Annotated in this window: 19 protein-coding genes; 8 read left to right on the plus strand and 11 right to left on the minus strand. The window is 29.7% G+C overall.

Annotated elements, in window-relative coordinates; all coding sequences use genetic code 11:
• Positions 1-45 precede the first annotated feature (45 nt).
• Positions 46-504, minus strand: a complete 459-nt coding sequence (locus tag ACZ451_RS00080; protein ID WP_464215031.1) for an Lrp/AsnC family transcriptional regulator — start codon at positions 502-504, stop codon at positions 46-48.
• Between the two features lie 105 nt (positions 505-609).
• Between ACZ451_RS00080 and ACZ451_RS00085 the strand changes: the two genes are divergently transcribed.
• Entirely contained in the window at positions 610-996 is a 387-nt protein-coding gene (locus ACZ451_RS00085; RefSeq protein ID WP_464215032.1) for a hypothetical protein, read from the plus strand.
• Between the two features lie 12 nt (positions 997-1,008).
• On the opposite strand, the gene ACZ451_RS00090 is transcribed toward ACZ451_RS00085, so the two are convergent.
• Positions 1,009-4,452: a methylmalonyl-CoA mutase family protein gene (locus tag ACZ451_RS00090; protein ID WP_464215034.1), complete on the minus strand. Its 3,444-nt coding sequence runs from the start codon at positions 4,450-4,452 to the stop codon at positions 1,009-1,011.
• A 146-nt stretch (positions 4,453-4,598) separates the two neighbouring features.
• On the opposite strand from ACZ451_RS00090, the gene purU reads away from it, so the two are divergent.
• From purU to ACZ451_RS00105, 3 genes are all read left to right on the plus strand, one after another.
• Positions 4,599-5,450, plus strand: coding sequence for a formyltetrahydrofolate deformylase (gene purU / locus ACZ451_RS00095; protein ID WP_464215035.1), 852 nt, complete (start codon positions 4,599-4,601; stop codon positions 5,448-5,450).
• Between the two features lie 56 nt (positions 5,451-5,506).
• The gene (locus tag ACZ451_RS00100; protein ID WP_464215036.1) at positions 5,507-6,214 is read left to right on the plus strand and encodes a DUF4197 domain-containing protein; all 708 of its coding nucleotides are present in this window, start codon (positions 5,507-5,509) and stop codon (positions 6,212-6,214) included.
• Positions 6,215-6,803: 589 nt separating this feature from the next.
• Complete coding sequence (locus ACZ451_RS00105) at positions 6,804-7,964, plus strand: GNAT family N-acetyltransferase (RefSeq protein ID WP_464215037.1); 1,161 nt, start codon at positions 6,804-6,806, stop codon at positions 7,962-7,964.
• Between the two features lie 31 nt (positions 7,965-7,995).
• Here the strand turns inward: ACZ451_RS00105 and ACZ451_RS00110 are convergent, their stop codons facing one another.
• On the minus strand, positions 7,996-9,105 hold the full coding sequence (locus tag ACZ451_RS00110) for an ATP-grasp domain-containing protein (protein WP_464215038.1): 1,110 nt from the start codon (positions 9,103-9,105) through the stop codon (positions 7,996-7,998).
• 147 nt (positions 9,106-9,252) lie between these two features.
• Here ACZ451_RS00110 and ACZ451_RS00115 point away from each other — a divergent pair, with 147 nt between their 5' ends.
• Positions 9,253-9,852, plus strand: coding sequence for a hypothetical protein (locus ACZ451_RS00115; protein WP_464215039.1), 600 nt, complete (start codon positions 9,253-9,255; stop codon positions 9,850-9,852).
• Between the two features lie 25 nt (positions 9,853-9,877).
• Here the strand turns inward: ACZ451_RS00115 and ACZ451_RS00120 are convergent, their stop codons facing one another.
• The gene (locus ACZ451_RS00120) at positions 9,878-10,657 is read right to left on the minus strand and encodes an alpha/beta fold hydrolase (protein WP_464215040.1); all 780 of its coding nucleotides are present in this window, start codon (positions 10,655-10,657) and stop codon (positions 9,878-9,880) included.
• Between the two features lie 204 nt (positions 10,658-10,861).
• Between ACZ451_RS00120 and ACZ451_RS00125 the strand changes: the two genes are divergently transcribed.
• Positions 10,862-11,068: a hypothetical protein gene (locus tag ACZ451_RS00125; protein WP_464215041.1), complete on the plus strand. Its 207-nt coding sequence runs from the start codon at positions 10,862-10,864 to the stop codon at positions 11,066-11,068.
• Between the two features lie 5 nt (positions 11,069-11,073).
• On the opposite strand, the gene pyrF is transcribed toward ACZ451_RS00125, so the two are convergent.
• Both pyrF and prfA read right to left on the minus strand, forming a co-directional pair.
• The gene (gene pyrF / locus ACZ451_RS00130) at positions 11,074-11,901 is read right to left on the minus strand and encodes an orotidine-5'-phosphate decarboxylase (RefSeq protein WP_464215042.1); all 828 of its coding nucleotides are present in this window, start codon (positions 11,899-11,901) and stop codon (positions 11,074-11,076) included.
• 12 nt (positions 11,902-11,913) lie between these two features.
• Entirely contained in the window at positions 11,914-12,990 is a 1,077-nt protein-coding gene (gene prfA, locus ACZ451_RS00135; protein WP_464215043.1) for a peptide chain release factor 1, read from the minus strand.
• A gap of 366 nt (positions 12,991-13,356) precedes the next feature.
• Here prfA and ACZ451_RS00140 point away from each other — a divergent pair, with 366 nt between their 5' ends.
• On the plus strand, positions 13,357-14,034 hold the full coding sequence (locus tag ACZ451_RS00140; protein WP_464215044.1) for an ATP-binding cassette domain-containing protein: 678 nt from the start codon (positions 13,357-13,359) through the stop codon (positions 14,032-14,034).
• Positions 14,035-14,150: 116 nt separating this feature from the next.
• Positions 14,151-15,077 carry a hypothetical protein gene (locus ACZ451_RS00145; protein WP_464215045.1) on the plus strand — a complete coding sequence of 309 codons (927 nt, stop codon included), beginning with the start codon at positions 14,151-14,153 and terminating at the stop codon, positions 15,075-15,077.
• A 15-nt stretch (positions 15,078-15,092) separates the two neighbouring features.
• Here ACZ451_RS00145 and ACZ451_RS00150 read toward each other — a convergent pair whose 3' ends face one another.
• The 5 genes from ACZ451_RS00150 to ACZ451_RS00170 all read right to left on the minus strand — a co-directional run bounded on the left by ACZ451_RS00150 (position 15,093) and on the right by ACZ451_RS00170 (position 18,878).
• A complete protein-coding gene (locus ACZ451_RS00150; protein WP_464215046.1) occupies positions 15,093-16,082 on the minus strand; it encodes an FAD:protein FMN transferase in 990 nt (329 codons plus the stop codon).
• A complete protein-coding gene (locus ACZ451_RS00155; RefSeq protein WP_464215047.1) occupies positions 16,079-16,513 on the minus strand; it encodes a thioredoxin family protein in 435 nt (144 codons plus the stop codon). Before ACZ451_RS00155 ends, ACZ451_RS00150 begins: the two co-directional genes overlap by 4 nt.
• Before the next feature lie 9 nt (positions 16,514-16,522).
• Positions 16,523-16,972: a QcrA and Rieske domain-containing protein gene (locus ACZ451_RS00160; RefSeq protein WP_464215048.1), complete on the minus strand. Its 450-nt coding sequence runs from the start codon at positions 16,970-16,972 to the stop codon at positions 16,523-16,525.
• Between the two features lie 46 nt (positions 16,973-17,018).
• Positions 17,019-18,200 carry an AIR synthase related protein gene (locus ACZ451_RS00165; RefSeq protein ID WP_464215049.1) on the minus strand — a complete coding sequence of 394 codons (1,182 nt, stop codon included), beginning with the start codon at positions 18,198-18,200 and terminating at the stop codon, positions 17,019-17,021.
• 93 nt (positions 18,201-18,293) lie between these two features.
• Entirely contained in the window at positions 18,294-18,878 is a 585-nt protein-coding gene (locus ACZ451_RS00170) for a hypothetical protein (protein WP_464215050.1), read from the minus strand.
• Between the last annotated feature and the right edge of the window lie 106 nt (positions 18,879-18,984).

Below are 18,984 nucleotides of genomic sequence, written 5' to 3' on the forward strand. Positions count from 1 at the left end.
AAATTTCTAAACACTATATTCTAATTACTACTATAATTTTTAAAACTATGCTCTCTTGTTCAATATAGGTGCATTAGAAACCACATTAGAAAGGATAATATGTGTTCTTGTTTCTCCATACTGTATTAACTTATCTATAAATTTCTCTAAATGAAACTGATCTTTAAGCACAACCTCCATAATAATATTTTCATTCCCAGTAATTCTATAACAATTAAGCACTTCATCAAAAGATTTTACTGCTTCTAAAAACGGTTTTAATTTTCCCATAAAGGCACCTAATGTTATCATTGCTTTTAACTGATGTCCTGTTTGAGTATGACCAATGATAGGCTTATAACCATTGATGATCCCTAAATCTTCCATTTTTTTAATCCGCTCTGCTACAGCTGGAGCAGTAAGACCAACTTTTTTACCAATTGCAACAAAAGATTCTCTTGCATTTTCTTGCAAACATTGCAAGATATCCCAATTCAATTTATCAATCTTTGGATTTAAAAGCATTTATTATTTTTTAATTTAGTTTACAAAGCAAAAATAAAAAATTGCTATTTATAAAAAGGTAGTTTATTAAAAATCTATTGTAATTTTATTAAAAAAATTGCAAAAATGCCTTATAAAAATTTAAAAGCATTACCTGTATATAACAAAGCATTAGATTTATGTTTTTTAAGCAGAGAAATTGTATCTTATATAACCTATAGGAGAGATTTGCGCAATTTATATAAATCTAACAAACACAGAGACATTATTGCAGACTCTATCTTAACTGATGCTATCTTAATTTCTAAAAAAATTGCATTGGCAGAACATTCTGATTCTAATACTACTAAAAGAAATAGTGCGTTACACATTAATATAATGACTAAAAATATACTTTCTTATTGCTTGGGCCTTGAAAAAGACGGACTCAAAGAAAAAGAATATATAAATCTTTTACGCAACGAAATTAAGAGTTTCAGAAAAGCATACAAACAGTGGAGTATTGCTTTATAAAAGCAATACCTCCTACATATTTCTCCTGTATTGTCCTCCTACTTTAAAAAGTGCATCTGTAATTTGTCCTAACGAACATTCTTTAGTCACTTCCATTAACTTTTCAAATAAATTTTGATTTTGAACTGCTGCTTTTTGCAAATCAGCTAATACTTGATCATTTTTATTTCCGTTTCTAAGTTTTAGGTTTTCTAGCGTATTTATTTGTGCTTTTTTCTCTTCTTCCGTAGCTCTAATAACTTCTTCTGGCAAAACTGTTGGAGATCCTTTTGAACTTAAAAAAGTATTTACACCAATAATAGGGAAATCTCCGTTATGTTTTAACGTTTCATAATACAAACTTTCTTCTTGTATTTTTGATCTTTGATACATGGTTTCCATTGCTCCTAAAACACCACCGCGCTCAGTTATTCTATCAAACTCTAATAAAACAGCTTCTTCTACCAAATCTGTTAATTCTTCAATAATAAAAGAACCTTGCAAAGGATTTTCATTTTTAGTTAAACCTAATTCTTTATTAATGATTAACTGTATTGCCATAGCTCTACGCACAGATTCTTCTGTAGGAGTGGTTATGGCTTCATCATAAGCATTAGTATGCAATGAATTACAATTATCATAAATAGCATACAAAGCTTGCAATGTGGTCCTAATATCATTAAAATCTATTTCTTGCGCATGCAAACTTCTACCAGATGTTTGTATATGATACTTTAGCATTTGAGCTCTGGGGTTTGCATTATACTTATGCTTTAACGCTTTTGCCCATATTTTCCGAGCTACTCTCCCTATAACTGCATATTCTGGATCTATCCCATTAGAGAAAAAGAAAGATAAATTAGGTCCAAATTTATTAATATCCATTCCTCTACTTAAATAATATTCTACATACGTAAAACCATTAGATAAGGTAAAAGCAAGCTGTGTTATAGGGTTTGCACCGGCTTCTGCAATATGGTAACCAGAAATAGATACCGAATAAAAATTACGTACTTGATGCTGAATAAAATACTCTTGCACATCTCCCATAAGTCGCAAAGCAAATTCAGTAGAAAAAATACATGTATTTTGAGCTTGGTCTTCTTTTAAAATATCTGCCTGTACAGTACCTCTAACTTCAGTAAGCGTTTTTTGTTTAATTTCTTCATAAACGTCTTTAGGTAACACCTGATCTCCGGTAACACCTAATAGTAACAGACCAAGACCATCATTACCTTCTGGAAGTTCTCCATTATATTTTGGACGTTCTTTATTTTTATAGATAGATTTTATTTTTGCTTCAACCTCTTCTTTTAAACCATTTTCTTTAATATACTTTTCACAATTCTGATCTATAGCAGCATTTAAGAAAAAACCTAATAACATGGGTGCAGGTCCATTAATAGTCATACTTACCGAAGTCATCTGATGACTTAAATCAAAACCAGAATACAATTTCTTAGCATCATCTAAACAACAAATAGACACTCCTGCATTTCCTATTTTTCCATAGATATCTGGTCTTAAATCTGGGTCACTACCATACAAAGTAACCGAATCAAAGGCTGTAGATAGCCTTTTAGCAGGCAAGCCTAAACTTACATAATGAAAACGTCTATTGGTCCGCTCTGGACCGCCCTCACCAGCGAACATTCTGGTAGGGTCTTCACCTGTTCTTTTAAACGGGTATAAACCTGCAGTATACGGAAATTCTCCTGGAACATTTTCTTGCAATACCCAAAGTAATAAATCTCCCCAAGCTTTGTATTTTGGTAAGGCTACTTTTGGAATTTGTGTGTGCGATAATGACTCCGTGTGTGTTTCTATCTGAATTTCTTTATTTCTTACTTTAAAACTATATATAGGATCTTTATACTGCTGGACTTTAGTTTCCCAATTTAAAATAATTTCCCAATGATGCGGATCTAAGTTTAATTTCACTTTATCAAACTCACGCATTAAAAAAGATAAAAATGTTTTCTTTTCTAATGCTATTGCTTCATTATTTAAGGCTACTTCATCTAATCCGTTTTTTGTTAAAAGTGTTCCTTGTTTAGCAGCATCAGTTACAGCTAATATCGTTTGATAAATTCCATATAAACGCTGGGCAATTTCACTTTGCGAAATACTATTTTTATCATAAGCTCTATTATTTTCTGAAATTTCAGATAAATAACGTGTGCGTGCAGGTGGTATTACAAATCTATTTTCCGATGCTTCTGTAGTAAACTTAAAATTAGATGTTAAACTTGTATATCCTGTAGCTACAAGTTTTTCCATTATAGCTACATATAATTTATTGGTGCCAAAATCGTTAAACTGGCTTGCCATTGTTCCAAAAATAGGCAAATCGTCTTGCGGAGTGTCCCAGAGGTTATGATTGCGCATGTATTGTTTTTTAACATCGCGTATCGCATCTAGCGCTCCTCTTTTGTCAAATTTATTGATCGCTACTAGATCTGCAAAATCTAACATATCTATCTTTTCTAATTGTGTAGCAGCACCAAATTCTGGCGTCATTACATATAAAGAAGTATTAGAATGCTGTATAATTTCTGTATCTGACTGGCCAATTCCAGAGGTTTCTAAAATAATTAAATCAAATTCTGCTGCTTTTAATATTTCAACTGCTTCATTTACATATTTAGAAAGCGCTAAATTAGACTGTCTAGTTGCTAAAGAACGCATATAAACACGTTCGTTATTAATAGCATTCATTCGTATTCTATCACCTAATAAGGCTCCTCCTGTTTTTCGTTTTGATGGATCAACAGAAATTAACCCTATGTGTTTATTAGGAAAATCCATTAAAAAGCGCCTCACTAATTCGTCTACCAAACTAGATTTACCTGAGCCACCAGTACCTGTTATTCCCAAAACCGGAACAGTATCCTTAGCTGTTTTTACTTTAGAAAAATGACCTTTAAATTCTTCAGCTCTATTTTCGGCTAATGATATTAACCTTGCTATTGTATTATTGTTTTTTGCTTTTAAAGAAGTATTTATATTTTCGTTTTTTGATAATTGAAGACTTGGAACAGGAAAGTCACTTTTTGAAACCAAATCATTGATCATGCCTTGTAAACCCATTTTTCTTCCATCATCAGGAGCATAGATTCTAGTGATACCATAATCCATAAGATCTTTTATTTCTTTCGGTAGAATTACACCTCCTCCTCCAGCAAATATTTTAATATGACCAGCTCCTTTTTCTTGCAATAGGTCATACATATACTTAAAATATTCATTATGCCCCCCTTGATAGGAAGTCATTGCTATAGCATTTACATCTTCTTGTATTGCACAGTTTACAATTTCTTGTACACTTCTATCATGTCCTAAATGAATAACTTCTACTCCAGTAGATTGTATAATTCTTCGCATAATATTTATAGCAGAATCATGACCATCAAATAGCGATGCAGCTGTTACAATACGTATTTTATTCTTAGGTATATAAGCTTTAATTTGTTCCATTAGCAAAAAAGAGTCATTTATAGTACTGCAATTTACAGAAAATTCAAAGAATAATTAATAAATATTAGAATAATGCAAAAATTAACACTTATAGAGCAGTCTATTTCTTTATACTATAATTTTACGAACTTAATAAAACATCAATTTTGAAAGCAACCATTCTTATTCATTGCCCAGACCAATCCGGGATAATATGCGCTGTTACTGGGTTTATACACTCGCAAGGTGGAAATATCATTTATATAGATCAGCATGTAGATCAGGATACTAATGAATTATTTATGCGATTAGAAAGTGAATTTAACGATCATAACATAACACAATCCATTTTTAAAGAAAAGTTTGATTTGCAGTTAGCTAAAGTGTATCAAATTAAATGGAGCATTCACCTCACAAATAAAAAACCTAAAATGGGTTTATTTGTTTCTAAATACAATCATTGTTTATACGATCTATTAAGCAGGTTTCATTCAGGTGAATTGGAAGTTGACATCCCATTTATTATAAGTAATCACACTGATTTAGAATATGTAGCAAAACAGTTTACTATTCCATATTATTATATTCCGGTTACCAAAGAAACTAAAGCAGATGCAGAACAGCAACAATTAGAATTACTAAAAGAGCATCAAATAGATTTTATTGTCTTAGCTAGATACATGCAAATTATTACTAGTAAGATTATAAATGAGTATCCACATAAAATTATAAACATCCACCATTCGTTTTTACCAGCATTTGCAGGTGCTAAACCATACCATGCTGCCTTTAAAAGAGGGGTTAAAATTATTGGGGCTACCGGACATTATGTTACGGAAGAATTAGATGCCGGACCAATTATAGAACAAGATGTAACCAGAGTATCGCACACCAATACCATAAAAGATTTTATAGCGAAAGGAAGAGATTTAGAAAAGATTGTTTTATCTAGAGCAGTAAAGTTGCATGTTCAAAGAAAAACAATGGTGTACAACAATAAAACTGTAGTATTCTCTTAATAGACTATAAAGCCCATTAATTCTTATGTATTTTTGTAATTCAAAAAACAAAAAACATGAATAAAAAAATAATTCTAGTAATTGCTTGTTTTCAAATAATTGCTTGTGGAGAGTTACAACAAGTGGTAAACCAGTTACCACAAGGAAATGTAGGAATAGGAAATGAACAAATTGGACTAGGTCTTAAAGAAGCTTTAAATTTAGGAATAACCAAGCAGGTTTCTAAACTCACTCAAAAAGACGGATTCTTTAAAAATGATTTGGTTAAAATTCTTTTACCCGAAGAATTACAAAAAGTAGATAACACACTACGTAAAGTTGGTTTAAATAAACTTGCAGATGAAGGCTTAAAAGTATTAAATCGTGCTGCAGAAGATGCTGTAAAAGAAGCCACTCCAATTTTTGTAGATGCTGTTAAAAACATTACGTTTAATGATGCAAAAAAAATTCTTTTGAATGGTGAAAATGCAGCAACTACATATTTAAATGCAGCAACTCAAACAAAATTACATGATGCATTTAAACCAGTTATAAAAAATTCTTTTCAAAAAGTAGGAGCGGATCAGATATGGAAAAATCTAATTACCAAATACAATAATTTACCGTTTACAAGTTCTGTAAACCCAGACCTAACAGACTATGTTACGCAACAAGCCCTTAATGGTGTTTACAAAATGATTTCTTTAGAAGAAAAGAAAATAAGAAGTAATGTTTCTGCTAGAACTACGACTCTTTTAAAGAAGGTATTTGCTTTACAAGATTAAATAAAAAAACTTTTCTATAATCACAATAAGCTGAAAATAAATACGTTCTTTAAAAAAGAACACATTAAAATAAAGATAATTTAAGGTTTTTATAACCTACATAATATTGAAAACACTTTACTTTTGTAAAGTATTATTTGAGTTAGTAATTTTTTGAGTTAGTTAGTCTAAAACCGGTGGGAGCACCGGTTTTTTTATTTTAAATTATTAGTACTTTATCACAAACTATTTGATATTAGCATTAGAGATGAGTATTCATTAATTTTTGATAACTTGATTAATAACGAGTATAATCATCTTCAAAATTGACCAAATACACAGATATAAATCTAATAGATTTAATTCTTTATTTGGCAGATCAGAATAATTATTTAGCTCTTGGCACACATTTTTAGGCAATCCACACACAATAATCTAATTTTAACATCAATTATTTTTTAAATGATGTTTTTTTAATAATATTTACTTCGAAGTCATAACTAAACCAATAAAATTTCTTCATCAATTGTATTTTGTGAACCACCACATTACTGTATTGTTATAAACAACGTATAACACTATTGTAGTAATATTTATTAATCGCTGTATTATGTACAAATTATATAATAATTTTTATGTAAACCTTTTTGAAAATAATGTTGTTCCAGACATTTATGCTAAGGTTGTATGCAATAAAAGCAACAAAACATTTTACAGCACAGAAGAACAAAATACTAAATACAACAAAGTATATTCCACGTTTTTAGTTCCTGATTATTTTAATTTACATATTCATTCCAAAAACAATTTCAAAGAAAAACTAATTCCCCAAAAGAATAAAGGATATGCTATTTTATTAGATCATAATTTTTCTGTAGACAAATACATTAAAGAAAGATTTAAAAGCAACCATAAATCCATTAAAAGATATATAAGGCGATTAGAATCTTGTTTTGATATAAAATATAAAATGATTTATGGAGATATAATCTATGAAGATTATCTCCACATTATGGGTATATTAAAAACAATGCTAAAAAAACGATTTGCGCAAAGAAAAAATACCAATAAAAACTTATTAGAGTGGAATGAAATAACAGCTAAATGTTATTCCCTAATCCAACATAAAAAAGCCTCTTTATTTGTAGTTTATGATAAAGATAAACCCATTGACATCTCATTAAATTTTCATGTAGAAGATATCTTTTTTTCATCCATAGCCTCATATGATATTGACTATTCCAAATTTGGATTAGGGCATATAGAAATCTATAAAATGTTAGAATGGTGTCAAAAATCCAATTATAGAATGCTAGAATTAGGTTATGGTGATTGGGAGTATAAAAGAAGGTGGAGTAATTATATTTATTGTTTTAAACACCATATCACCTACAATACAAATTCTTTTATTGGTAGAACTATTGGCAAGTTTACCGTTCTAAAAATTCAAATAAAAGAAGAGATAAAAGCCACAAAATTATATTCTTCTATAAAAAAATCATCATTACGTAAAAAGTCAAAAAACACAGCAGAACTCTTACATTCCATCGCTAAAATTGACAGTATACCTAATTTTGATCAATTAGAAAAAATAAATATTGAAAACAGCACTTTTCCAAATATTAGAAAAGTTATTTACGATTACCTTTATTCTACTTCAGAAAATATTAATACTATAGAACTCTTTAAGTACAACAATGAACCAAATTCTTTTCTTTTAAAAGGAGAAAAAAATATGCAAAAAATAGTTTTTCACCCTACTAAAATATAGGCATTCTTCATTTTGTGTTAAAAGAAAATTACTATCTTTTAAAAGTTAGTCGATTTTTAAGCATAACTATAATTTTAAAAAACCAAGGAACTAAGTCTTTTAAGACTAGTTGTAATGTAGAATGTTTTAGTATTTTTTTAAACTGAAAAATATAAAATGGTTTTTGGCTTAACTTTTTTCTCAAACCTCGTAATGTGAGTACTTCTATATAAGAATACTGAGGCGTTTCAAATTCTTCCTCTATATGTTGTAGACATTGTAATTTAGGAAAATTAATTCCTGAAATTAAAGAAGCATCTAATGTTTCCCAATATCTTGGATTAATCTCAATAACTTTAAATTCTTTTTCTATTGCATCATACCGCAAATCTATATGTGCTATACCTGACCATTGCATTTTTTGAATCATTTTTTTTACAGTATCATAAAGCTTGTCTTCAAATAAAAACTGTAAACCTATGGCAGGAGCAAATTTATTGGCTCTAAATAGTATTCCTTTTTGTATGGTGTAAGCTTTAATTTCACCATTTAAGCACAATACGCTGCAGTCAATATCATATCCAGTAATAAATTCTTGTATAATAAAATGATTTTGCTTTTCTTTTTCTTTAAAAAAAAGCATAAAAGCTTCTATTGTTTTTATAACTTTTATTCCTTCTCCACCTCCACTATCTAAAGGTTTTACAATAATAGGCTTGGGCAGTATTTTTTTACTAGCTATAGCATCATAAGTATAGCATGTAGGGTGCTGTATAGACTGTTCTTTTAAATAGGAAGCAAAACGTATTTTGTCTAATGAAATATTAAAAAAATCTAAAGTAGGCAAGGCAACCAACTTATCTTGTGCCTCTACCAATTGTTTATGCTTAATTAATGTCCTTATTCCTTTTTGATATATTGGTAAGATAATATCAATAGCATGTGTTTTAACTTCAGAATTAATATGTGTTATCCAAGTATTAGGTGTATCAGTTTTAGGGTAATAACTAAAACCATCTATTTGTCTTGAAAATTTAGAAAGTGAATTTTTAACATTAGACATTAAAAAAATAGCAAACCTATCACTTTCAGCCAGGCAATTTCTAACCTGAAAGGTTAGCAACTCATGTTCTGCATCAGGAATTAAAACATTGATATGCATAAATTATTTCTTTTTGCTTCAATTAAGTTTTACAATAAATCTCTTTTCATATAAAAGAAATATGCTATATTACTAAAAGTAGTCTTACTTTTAAATATTTTTCAAGAATACTCTAAAATACACTTTGTTCCTTAATTAAAAACAAAAATGAAATCTAATCCTTTAATTATAACTATATATTTCTGTTCTCTCTTGCTTTTATCCTTGGTTTTATATGTTGGATTAACCTATAACATCCCTTTTGAAAAAATTACTGGAGACCCTGCCAATTATTACAATGCGCATCCATTTACAGGAATAATATCTAATATAGGTGCTTTACTTTGGTGTACATCTGCTGCATTGAGTTTTTTTACAGGCTTAATTTTACTAAAGTTAAAAAAAAACGCATTTTTTTTTATCAGTTCTGGCATCTTTACTTTTCTATTGCTAGTTGATGATTTTTTTATGTTTCACGATTATCTGTTCTATAAAATAAATAACCTTGAAACACAATATTTCTTCTATATTGTATATGCTATCTTATTTGCGTATTACCTTTATAAGAACTACAAAATTATTTTAAACACGCGTTATTTGATATTACTTATTGGAATTTTCTTTTTTGGACTCTCTATACTGTTAGACTCTTTTTTACCAAGTGAGGGTTTACAATACTTTATAGAAGATGGATGTAAATTTCTTGGCTTAATTAGCTGGACGATATATCATTCTTTTACTTGTTATGATTATTTACTTAAAGAATAAATTAATAGTCAATGTATATTTAAAATTATAATCCCTTTAAATACGCAACTACCTTTTTATTAAATAGTTGCGGTTGCTCTACGTTGACTACATGTCCACAATTTTCAACTACATAAAGTTCAGACACTACATGCTGGTTGACTATTTTTCGAATTGTTGGTAAAAACAAATAATCTTGTTCTCCCATTACGTAAAGCGTTGGTATTTTAACATCTACTGTTCTAAAAAAAAGCAATAAAGGGTTAATTTCGGAAGTAAGCTTAAACCACTTTATAAATTCTTTTTGGTATAATTTTTTTGCTTCTCTTACAAACAAAGATCTAGACTCTTTATGATTTTTATTGGGCATTATAATAAAAGCAAAGAATTTATACAGCCATATATAGGGTATAACCGATTTAAAAATAACCCCTAAGCGCATTAAAAGTTGAGATCTAAAATCTAATTTCATTATAGCGCCACCCAAAATCATGCTTTCTACTTTTTCTGGATGCTTTTCCGCTAAATTTCGTATTAAAATTGTTCCTAAAGAAATTCCAATAAAATGAGACTTTTCTATTTTTTCATGATTAATAACTTCTAAAATATCGTTGGTAACTACATCAAAAGTATATTTATCTTTAAAAGCATCTTTAAAATTTGCTTTAGAATTGCCATGCCCTCTTAAATCTAACAGCAATATATTAAAATGTTTTTTAAACTCTCTAATCTGTTTAAACCATATGGAGGAGCTACCTCCTGCCCCATGTACAAAAGTCACCCATTCTTTAGAGTTTTCATGTAAATATGTAGTGTAACTAAGCAATAGTTATTTTTTGTAAATGTACCTTAATTTTTTTAATAGCCAAGAAAAGAGTATCCTTCTCTTTAAATATAAAATAAGATGTTACATATCTGATTTTTTTACCGTTTAACTTTAGTGTTAGCTTATAGCATACAACACGACTAGTATATTCGTGCCTTAACGATTAATAGCTACACCATAGGCTATTTGAAACGTATATTTGTATTGAAAAAAATAATCATGGAAAAACAAAATTGCAGAGTTGGAACAATTACACCTATAACCAAAGGAGAGCATTCTATGGCAATGTTAGAAAATTTCTATCATAATTTCATTGAAAAATCTTCTAATATGAAATATAAGAATACTAAACTTGGAGAGTTCTTTGCCTCTAAAGCCTTACAATTCGAAAAAGCACTTAAAGAACTATAAGAACATTAAGGTTTAAGAACGCTAAGCTCTTTAGCCATCTGTTCTTGTAATTCCAATGCCTTTTCTACTGCTTTTTCAGCAAAATCTTTCCCTTTAGAAGCATATATAATTCCTCTTGAAGAATTTATAAGTAAACCTATATTTTTACTCATACCATATTTACACACATCACTAAGACTACCACCTTGTGCCCCTACACCTGGCACCAACAAAAAACTATTAGGGATAATAGTTCTTATTTGTGCTAAGAAAGATGCTTTTGTAGCCCCAACAACATACATTAAATTCTCTGAATTCTCATATGTTTTAGAAGTTTCTAACACCTGCTTATATAGCTCCTTCTCCCCTATTTTTTTAGTCTGATAATCAAACGCACCTTCATTAGAAGTTAAAGCTAAAAGAATCGTATGTTTATTTTTAAATGCTAAAAAAGGCTCTACAGAATCTTTTCCCATATATGGAGCAATAGTAACCGAATCAAAACCTAAATCTTCTAAAAAAGCTTTTGCATACATGGTTGATGTATTTCCGATATCTCCTCGTTTCGCATCAGCAATGGTAAAAAGATCTGGGTAATTTTTATTAAGGTATTGTATTGTTTTTTCCAAAGCCTGCCAACCCTTTATTCCATAGGCTTCATAAAAAGCAGTATTTGGCTTGTAGGCAACACAGTATTGATGTGTAGCATCTATAATTTCTTTATTAAACGCAAAAATAGGGTCTTCTTCTTCTTCTAATAAATGAGAAGGTATTTTATTTAAATCAACATCTAAACCAATACAAAGAAAAGACTGTTTTTTATGAATTTGTTCAATTAATTTTTCTGTAGTCATGCTGCTAAAATCCTAAAAAATCTCTGAAGCTTCTTTTAATTTCTCTGTATTTTCTACTAACATCAATTCATCTATAATTTTTTGAATGTCGCCATTTATGATATTAGGTAAATCGTAAAGTGTTAATCCTATTCTATGATCTGTAACTCTACCTTGAGGATAATTATATGTTCTAATTTTAGCAGAGCGGTCACCACTACTCACCTGAGAATTTCTTTTTGCAGCATCTTCTTCTTGCTTTTTAGCAAGCTCTAAATCGTATAACCTAGAACGCAATACTTTAAAGGCTTTTTCTTTGTTTTTATGCTGGGATTTTTGATCTTGACATTGTGCGACCAAACCTGTAGGAACGTGTGTTAAACGTACAGCCGAGTATGTTGTATTTACAGATTGCCCTCCTGGACCAGATGAACAGAAAAAATCTATACGCACATCTTTTGGCTCTATTTGCACATCAAAATCTTCAGCTTCTGGAAGTACCATCACTGTAGCCGCACTTGTATGTACCCTACCTTGTGTTTCTGTTTGTGGTACACGTTGTACACGGTGTACTCCAGCTTCAAATTTTAAAGTACCATAAACATCTTCACCTGTAACCTCGAACTGAATTTCTTTATAACCACCACTTGTACCATCGCTTAAATCGATTACATTAGTTTTCCAACCTTTAGATTCACAATACTTAGTGTACATTCTAAATAAATCTCCTGCAAAAATACTAGCTTCATCTCCTCCTGTACCAGCTCTTACTTCTACTACAACATTTTTAGAATCTTCAGGATCTTTAGGAATTAATAACAATTTTATTTCTTCTTCTAAAGGGGGTAAACCACTTTTAGCCTCTTCTAGTTGCATTTTAGCCATCTCTACCATTTCCGCATCACTCCCGTCTGCTAAAATTTCTTCTGCTTCAGCTATATTATTGGTAAGTTCTATATAGACATCTCTTTTATCTACTAATAATTTAAGGTCTTTATATTCCTTATTTAATTGTACATAACGCTTTTGATCGGTAATAATATCGGGTTGTATAATAAGATCCGAAACCTCATCAAAACGTTGTTTTACTATATTTAACTTATCTATCATATTCGTGCCTCAGTATTTATTGCGAATTTACAATAAATTTGTACATTTAAGTAAATTCCATAATTAGATGAAAGCATTTTTTAAGCTAAAAACCCTGCAAATAAGCTTTCAATTTTACAAAAAATTCATCTTTCTAAGCCTTTTAATTACTACTGTTCTTATATTATCTGGAACAACATTTATACAAACCATAATCAGTAAGCTTATCCTATTAATCATAGTCTACTTGTCCTATTTTGAAACTAACATGCGTAAAAAGTTATTATTTTATAAAAATTTTAATATTTCTCAACATCAATTATTTTTAATTTGTTTTTTAATAGATGTTATTACCATTGGAGTATTGCATTATATAAATGGTTTATTTTGATTGTTGAAATAGATAACGTTGAATTGAGTTATGGTATTACCAAAATTTTAAATGGAGTTTATATTCAATCAGAAACTGGAAAAGTCACCGGAATTTTAGGCCGTAATGGCTGTGGCAAAACCAGTTTATTGAAGATTTTATTTGGTTCTTTAAACGCTAAATATGCTACTATTAGAGTAAATCATACGTATCAAAAAAAGAAACTATACAAAACCAATCTAGTTGCATATTTACCCCAGCATCAATTACTACCTGATAACATAAAATTAAAAAAAGTATTTTCTTTATTTGAAGTAAATTGGAAAGATTTCACAGACGTATTTGAATCATTTGAAAAATATGAAGCTGTAAAAGTTAATGCAGTTTCATCTGGAGAATTAAGAGTTATAGAAACCTATTTAATTTTGATGTCCCGCAAAAAAATCATTCTATTAGACGAACCCTTTTCTTTTATAGCGCCTTTATATATTAAAAAATTTAAACAGCTTATTGAAATTATAAAACAAGAAAGCGTCATTATTATTACTGATCATTCTTATCGAGATATTCTAGAGGTGAGTGAAACTATATATTTTATTAAAAATGGTGCTACTAAATTGATTAAAACGAAACAAGATTTAGAAAGAGAAGGATATATAAACATAAACAATATACCGTTTTCTGAACTTTTGTAATAAAGTAACTCAAATATAAATTCGTTTCCCTCACTAAAAACAATGGTTTACTCATTATAACTATTAAAACTGCTAGCACCAGTATATTTTTGACAGCAACATTAAATTTTACCGTAATGAAAAAGTTAAAAATACATAATGCTTGTAACGAGAATTGGGATGCAATGCGTAATAATGATGGTGGTAAGTTTTGCAATTTATGTGCTAAGACCGTAATTGATTTCACAAAATTGTCTAATCAAGAAATACTAGATAAGCTAAAATCTACAAAAGGAGAGGTTTGTGGAAAAATCACAAAAACACAGCAAGAAACACCTATTTTAGAGTTTGAAGTTCCAAAACAATATAAGCTCCCTTATAGCAAGTTAGCTGCAAGCATGCTATTTATTGCAGCCATAGGAAATACTGCTATAGGCAATGCAAAAGAAACAGTACAATACCCCCAAGAAATAATTATTAAGCATAAAAATAATAACTATTACACACTTAGTGAACAAGCAACAAAAGCGGATAACAAATACAAAACCACAAAACTTACAGGACAGGTTACTTCAACTAAAAATAATCTACCCATAGAAAATGCTAAAATTGAATTTATAACTATGGAATATATTTTTACAACGTACACTGATAAAAATGGTAAATTTTCTGTTGATATTCCATCTGAATATATAAAGGATAAAAATGTAATTAGGAGTTCTTTTAATGAAATAAAAGCTTCGAAAGAAAATTTTGGATTATACAGACCCTATGACAGTATTATTACAAGACAACAAATAAGTAAAAACTTAATCATAAAAGCATATCCAGACATTTCTGTAATGGGAGGCATTGGACATGTACCAGCATTAAAACAAGAAACACCTATTGTTTTAAATAATGGAATAGAAATACCTTATACCGATTTTCAAAAAGCATTACAAGGAAAAATGAATAGTTATAACTTAAAGAATAAAAAATATTATTACTTTTTTGGCGAAATTGCTAGTACTTTATATCATGAAAAAGCCAAAGGAGGACTTTATATATTTTATAATCAATAAAATTAAAGTTTAAAATTATTTCTTTAATGACATTCCACTACTTTGATGTATTTTATTGTTCGCATCAATAATGATAACATCTACTCCTTTTAGGTTGTTTATAAAAGACAAACCTTTTTCTACTCCCATAATAAAAATACTTGTAGCCAAGGCATCACATAATTCTGCTCTTTGCGCAAAAACAGAAACACTTGTAATACCGGTACTTGGATAACCCGTTTTGGGGTTTATAATATGCGAATAGCGTTCTCCATTAAACACAACATACTTTTCATGATTTACAGAAGTTGCAACGGATGATTCTATAACAGGGATCCATGAAAAAACCTTTCCTTTATCTAAAGGGTTGGTAACACCAATTGCCCATTTCTCTCCACTTACCTGCTTTCCCCATGTAGTTAAATCTCCTGAACCATTTATGATCCCAGCATATACATTTTTTCTTTGCATAAGTTCTTTAGCCTTATCTGCTGCATATCCTTTTCCAATTGCACCGAAGCCGATTTTCATCCCTTTTGTTTTTAAAAAAATGGTGCGCTTTTCCTTATTTAAAATAATATTTTTATAGTTGATGTTTGCAACAGACATTTCAATATCTTTCTCTGTTGGTGGGTATTTCATGCTTCCATCAAACCTCCACACTTTGTCCAATGAAGCATAACTAATATCAAAAGCGCCCTTTGTTTGTTCCGAAATTTTAAGTGCTCTTTCTACCAACTCAAATAATTCTTTACTTACCTCCACAGCAGCTATACCAGCATTTTTATTAACTTTCGAAGTTTCTGAAGTGGCATCCCATGAAGAAATTATTTTTTCTATTCTAGTGATTTCGGCTATAGCTTCTTGGATATTAATATAGGCAATATCTTCGTTTTCTGCTACTATTGTAAATTTAAAGTCATAGCCCATTAATTTAGCAGAACGTTCTACAGTAACATATTTTTTTCCTTGACCATAGCTGCCTATATAAAGTAAAAAACAAAAAAAATAAACTACTATTTTCAATCTAAGAAGTTATTTAAAATTGATAAATATGTAGAAACAGATTCTTTCTTATAACTGGTTTTTCCTAATATGTTTTCCTTACTATCTAAAATAACAATATGAGGAAAACGATCTTTTGGGTTGTATTTTTTTGCAAGTGTATTATTCTCTAATTGCTTTTCTTCAGATAGTTCATTCTTTTTTTTCTTAGGAAAATCTGCATTGTACAAAACATAATTATCTTTAGCATAAGCGTTAAACTCTTCTGAATTTAAAACTCTTTTTTTTAATCGTATGCATGGTGGACACCAATCAGAACCGGTAAAAACTAAAATTATTGGTTTTTCTTCTGCCTTTGCTGTTGCAACTGCGTCTTGATAGGTTGCTTCCCATTCTTGTGCAGAAACAAATGAGAATGATAATAGTACTATTAAAAAAAATATTTTTTTCATAAGTATATCTTATTCAAAAATACGTAGCATATTATTTGCTAGTATTTCAGTATTAAAAATTTTCAGGGGATTGTTTGTAACAGTATTTAGCGGTTTTCCCGTTTGGTCAAAACGTGAACCATGAGTGGAACAACGAAAAATTCCACCATCATCTGTTATAAAACGAACTTCTTCTGTTTGTTGATGACTACATATTTGACTTGCAGCCACATAATTACCTTCTAAGTTTTTTACTATAACAACAAAATTTTTAAGAATAAAACCTCCGTTCGTTTTTAAATTTTCAGCTTCAGGAGCATTTAAATCTATAGTAAAATCTATACCTGTAGGAATTGGTAACATATCTTCGGGAGCTACCTCAATGACTTCAGAATCGGTTGAGCAGCCATGCAAGCAAGGAAAAGCTACTGCAAAAGCAGCTGCCGCACCAATACTTTTTAAAAATTCTTTTCTTTGCATGATTATGTTCTTTAACAGCTAACGAAAAAATATTGAGATTCGTATATTATTTGTAAACAAAATTTCCATGCACACTGTTGATTGTTAACCTTTTGGTTGCAAGTGCTTCTACTCTTCCTATGATTTTTCCTTTTACATTAAAACTACTAGCAATAGCAATAATATCATTTGCAATAGCTTCATCAACATAAAACTCTAAACGATGGCCACAATTAAATACTTGATACATTTCTTTCCAATCTGTACCAGACTGTTCCTGTATCAGTTTAAATAATGGAGGCACTTCAAATAAATTATCTTTTATAATGTGTAAATTATCTATAAAATGAAGAATTTTTGTTTGCGCTCCTCCACTACAATGTACCATTCCATGCAGTGTATCAGCATTATATTTTTCTAATATTTTTTTTACAATTGGCGCATATGTCCTAGTAGGTGATAAAACCAATTTACCAGCATCTATGGGAGAATCCTCAACTGCATCTGTTAATTTTACTTTCCCAGAGTACACCAAATCTTCTGGCACTTCAGCATCAAAACTCTCTGGGTATTTTTTGGCTAAATATTTAGAAAACACATCATGGCGAGCAGAAGTAAGTCCATTACTACCCATTCCACCATTGTATTGCTGCTCATAGGTTGCTTGTCCAAAAGATTCTAATCCTACAATAACATCACCAGCTTTTATATTTGCATTATCTATAACATTAGCTTTTTTAATACGTGCTGTTACAGTAGAGTCTACAATTATAGTTCTTACCAAATCACCAACATCAGCAGTTTCTCCCCCAGTAGAATGAATGGTAATTCCATGTTTTTTTAGATCCGAAATTAATTCTTCTGTTCCATTGATAATTGCAGAAATAACTTCTGCAGGAATTTTATTTTTATTACGACCAATGGTAGAAGAAAGTAAAATATTATCTGTTGCCCCTACACAGATAAGATCATCTATATTCATAATTAAGGCATCCTGCGCAATACCCTTCCATACCGTTATATCTCCAGTCTCTTTCCAATACATATAGGCTAAAGAAGATTTTGTCCCAGCACCATCCGCATGCATTACTAAGCAATAATCATCATCATTGGTAAGGTAATCTGGCACAATTTTACAAAATGCTTTAGGAAATAGGCCCTTGTCTATATTTTTTATAGCACTATGCACATCTTCTTTAGAAGCAGAAACACCACGTAAATTATATCTTTCACTATTAGATGAACTCATAATCTGTATTTTGGACAAAAATAGTAGAATCTATAAAAATGGGTGTATAAAAAACTAAAAAGATAATAGAATTAAGCACAAAGAGATTTTAGATTAATAATCAAAATTATCTAATATATCTTCAAAATCTATATTCTGTTCATTTGCTACAACTATTGTAAAGGTTTGCCCTTTATAAGTGATAACATATTGAGTCAGATAGCTAATTTCATCTCCTAACTTTTGTTCATATTTAACCTTTATTGAACTTGCTTTATATTGATACAACAATTCACTTTCAAGTTTTTCAAATGTATATCCATCTTTTTCCGTAGGAGCAAATATTTCTTTTTCAAGCATATTTGTATACATATCTACCATTTTCTTTTGTAGAGGAATTAATTTTCCAAGCATAAATGATATTGTATTATATGTGTTTTTCTCATCATAAAATAACACATGCTTTGAATTAGATTTCTGAATATTTTGTAGCCTTCCAGAATAGAGCCTTTCTGCTAAACTAAACTTACCTTTATTCCTTAACTTTTTAAGTTGACTTTCTAAAGAAACTTTTTTATACCCTAATGGCAAATAAACATCTCTATGTAAAAACTCTATTCTATGGTTCTCTCTATTCTCAGGTATTTTATTACATGATATAAAAATTACTATCATTAAAAGTATCCACCTTACTTTCATTCTATAAATTTACTATTATATAAATAATAAGGTCTAAGCTTATAAATAAGACTTGATACTTACATCCCTAAAGGACAATACCCTTAATCTCTAAACTACTAAACTT

This window comes from Allocellulophaga tsushimaensis (assembly GCF_055383085.1).

Bases quoted from the DNA above. Each gene is read 5' to 3' on its own strand.
- ACZ451_RS00080 (WP_464215031.1), bottom strand. From the start codon at position 504: ATGCTTTTAAATCCAAAGATTGATAAATTGAATTGGGATATCTTGCAA.
- ACZ451_RS00085 (WP_464215032.1), top strand. From the start codon at position 610: ATGCCTTATAAAAATTTAAAAGCATTACCTGTATATAACAAAGCATTA.
- ACZ451_RS00090 (WP_464215034.1), bottom strand. From the start codon at position 4,452: ATGGAACAAATTAAAGCTTATATACCTAAGAATAAAATACGTATTGTA.
- ACZ451_RS00100 (WP_464215036.1), top strand. From the start codon at position 5,507: ATGAATAAAAAAATAATTCTAGTAATTGCTTGTTTTCAAATAATTGCT.
- ACZ451_RS00105 (WP_464215037.1), top strand. From the start codon at position 6,804: ATGTACAAATTATATAATAATTTTTATGTAAACCTTTTTGAAAATAAT.
- ACZ451_RS00110 (WP_464215038.1), bottom strand. From the start codon at position 9,105: ATGCATATCAATGTTTTAATTCCTGATGCAGAACATGAGTTGCTAACC.
- ACZ451_RS00115 (WP_464215039.1), top strand. From the start codon at position 9,253: ATGAAATCTAATCCTTTAATTATAACTATATATTTCTGTTCTCTCTTG.
- pyrF (WP_464215042.1), bottom strand. From the start codon at position 11,901: ATGACTACAGAAAAATTAATTGAACAAATTCATAAAAAACAGTCTTTT.
- prfA (WP_464215043.1), bottom strand. From the start codon at position 12,990: ATGATAGATAAGTTAAATATAGTAAAACAACGTTTTGATGAGGTTTCG.
- ACZ451_RS00145 (WP_464215045.1), top strand. From the start codon at position 14,151: ATGAAAAAGTTAAAAATACATAATGCTTGTAACGAGAATTGGGATGCA.
- ACZ451_RS00155 (WP_464215047.1), bottom strand. From the start codon at position 16,513: ATGAAAAAAATATTTTTTTTAATAGTACTATTATCATTCTCATTTGTT.
- ACZ451_RS00160 (WP_464215048.1), bottom strand. From the start codon at position 16,972: ATGCAAAGAAAAGAATTTTTAAAAAGTATTGGTGCGGCAGCTGCTTTT.
- ACZ451_RS00165 (WP_464215049.1), bottom strand. From the start codon at position 18,200: ATGAGTTCATCTAATAGTGAAAGATATAATTTACGTGGTGTTTCTGCT.
- ACZ451_RS00170 (WP_464215050.1), bottom strand. From the start codon at position 18,878: ATGAAAGTAAGGTGGATACTTTTAATGATAGTAATTTTTATATCATGT.